General features: G+C 73.4%; 2 protein-coding genes. Both read left to right on the plus strand.

All coding sequences use genetic code 11. The annotated features are described in order from the left end of the window. Positions 1–277: 277 nt before the first annotated feature. On the plus strand, positions 278–1,156 hold the full coding sequence (gene htpX, locus KBX39_RS28220; protein ID WP_064446626.1) for a zinc metalloprotease HtpX: 879 nt from the start codon (positions 278–280) through the stop codon (positions 1,154–1,156). Between the two features lie 139 nt (positions 1,157–1,295). Next, the gene (locus KBX39_RS28225; RefSeq protein WP_210873435.1) at positions 1,296–2,555 is read left to right on the plus strand and encodes an MFS transporter; all 1,260 of its coding nucleotides are present in this window, start codon (positions 1,296–1,298) and stop codon (positions 2,553–2,555) included. The last annotated feature ends 168 nt before the right edge of the window (positions 2,556–2,723 follow it).

The raw sequence follows: 2,723 nt of genomic DNA on the forward strand, positions 1-2,723 counted from the left end.
CGACGCCCACGGGCGCGGCGGCGGTCCGGCCGGCGCGGACCGTGGCGCTGGCGCTCGGCGTGGCCACCGTGGCGGCGGTGGTGATCGGTTTCGCACCGCAGCTGGTGCTGGACGTGGCGGCGCGCTGACCGGTTCGTGCCCTGGTGGGCGATCGCTTCAGCGTGTGCACAGCAACATCCAGCCAACTTTCAGCCATGAGCCGGATGGTTGACGGGTACCGGTGTGTTGAACCGGTCAGCGGGCCTCCCGCAAGGGCCCGCGCACCGAAGGAGAGATCGTGCATCACAACCGTCTCAAGACCGCAGCGCTGCTCGGCCTGTTGACCTCGCTGATCCTCGCGATCGGCTACTGGTTCGGCGGTAGCGGCGGTCTCGTCATCGCCGTCGTCGTCTCGTTGCTGATGAACGGCGTCACCTACTTCTTCTCCGACAAGCTCGCACTGCGCTCGATGAAGGCGCAACCGGTCAGCGAGGCACAGTTCCCCGAGCTTTACCAGATGGTGCGGGAGCTGTCGACGCTCGCCGGCAAGCCGATGCCCCGGCTCTACGTGAGCCCGACCTCGCAGCCCAACGCGTTCGCCACCGGCCGTAACCCGGAGAACGCGGCGGTCTGCGTGACCCAGGGGATCGTGGAGATCCTGGACTACCGGGAGCTGCGTGGCGTGATCGGCCACGAGCTGTCGCACGTCTACAACCGGGACATCCTGATCTCCAGCGTGGCGGCCGGCCTGGCCGGCATCATCACCATGCTGGCGAACCTCGCCTGGTTCATCCCGCTGGGCTCGTCCGACGACGAGGACGGCCCGAACCCGGCCGTGCTGCTGCTCACGCTGATCCTCGGCCCGATCGCCGCCACGGTGATCCAGCTCGCGATCAGCCGGAGCCGGGAGTTCCAGGCCGACCAGTCCGGCGCTGAGCTGAGCCGCGACCCGCTGGCCCTGGCCAGCGCTCTCCGCAAGATCCACATGGGTACGCAGGCGCGCCCGCTCGCGCCGCAGGGCCAGCTCGCCAGCACCGCGCACCTGATGATCGACAACCCGTTCAAGCGGGGCGGCGGCATCGCCGCGATGTTCGCCACCCACCCGCCGATGGAGCAGCGGGTGGCCCGCCTGGAGCAGATGGCCCGCAACTCCGGGCCGGTGCAGTTCCAGCGCTGACCCGCCGTACGCCCGCACCGCGCCCGCGTCCCCAGGACGCGGGCGCGGTGGTGTGTCCGGGCACAATGCGTTTCCCCCGATCAGGCCGCGCCGTTAGGGTCGAAACGTCTCCCACCCATTACTCCCTCGGAGGTCGACCGTGGCCGCACTGCGCCAGTACCAGGGCGTCTGGCGGATCCCCGGCGCGCCGATGCTGCTGATCCTCGGCATCATCGGGCGGCTCGGGATCGGCATGACCCCGCTGGCGCTGCTGCTCGTCGTCGAGCAGGTCACCGGCCGCTACTCCCTGGCCGCCGTCGCCGGCGGCATCTACGCGCTCTCCGGCGCCGCGCTCAGCCCGGTCGCCGGACGCATCGCCGACCGGGTCGGCCCCACCCCCGTCCTGGTGGCCACCGCGTTGGCCCACCCGCTCGCCCTGATCGGGCTGCTCGTCGCCACCCGCTCCGGCACCGGCAACCTCCCGCTGATCTACCTGGCGGCGGGCCTGGCCGGCGCCACGTACCCGCCGCTCACCGCGGCGATCCGGGGCGCCTGGAACGACCTCACCGCCCCCGCCACCGGCCGGGCGCACCTGCGCAACACCGCGCTCGCCGCCGAGACCACCCTCTTCGAGGTCGTCTTCGTGATCGGCCCGCTGCTGGTGGCCGGGTTCGTGCTGTTCGCCGACGCCTCCGCCGCGCTCGTCGGCGCCGCCGTGGTCACCCTGATCGGCACCGGCGCCGTCGCGTTCGGCCGGGTCATGCGCGGCTGGCGCCCGCACCCGCGCGAGCACCACGCCCGGGGCCTCGGCCCGCTGCGGATCGGCGGCTTCCCCGCGCTGCTGCTCTGCGTGGCCAGCCTCGGCATCGCCTTCGGCGCCTCCGGCGTCATCGTCCCGGCCTTCGCCGGGAACTCCGGCGCCGACGACCCGGAAAGCCTGGCCGGCGTGCTGCTCGCCGTCTGGGGCATCGGCAGCGCCATCGGTGGTTTCTGGTTCGGCGTACGCAAGCCCGCCGCCAACATGACCCGCCAGTTCGCCTGGCTGCTCGGCACCGTCGCGGCCAGCTTCGCCGTCTTCGCGGTGATGCCCGGCCCGGCCGCGCTCGGCGTCGCGCTGGTGCTCGGCGGCGCGGCCATCGCCCCCGCGCTCACCCTGGAGAACACGCTGGTCGGGCGGATCGCCCCGGCCGGCATGCTGAACGAGGCGTACACCTGGGTGGTGACCATGTCGGTCGCGGCGAGCGCCGCCGGTGGCTCGATCGCCGGCCTGATCATCGACCACGCCGGCGGCGTGTCCTGGGCGTTCGTCTTCGCCGGGGTGGCGGTCGCCGTCGGGGCCGCGGTCGCCGCGCTGCCCGCCGGGCCGATCGCCCGGGCCGAGGCCACAGCGGTACGCGCCGAGCAGTCACTGGCCGCCTGACCGGTGGCGTCCGGGTGCGCCGGCCGGCGGCCCGGTCCCCTCCCGGCGCCTCCCCGGCCGGAGTGCCCGGCCGCGAGCAGGCCCAGCACGAGGATCGCCACCGCGCACGTCAGCAGGGTGGGCCGCGCCCCGAGCAACGCGGTCGCCGGACCGCCGAGCATGGTGCCC

It is taken from the genome of Micromonospora sp. D75, assembly GCF_018070405.1.
Taxonomy (GTDB): domain Bacteria; phylum Actinomycetota; class Actinomycetes; order Mycobacteriales; family Micromonosporaceae; genus Micromonospora; species Micromonospora chalcea.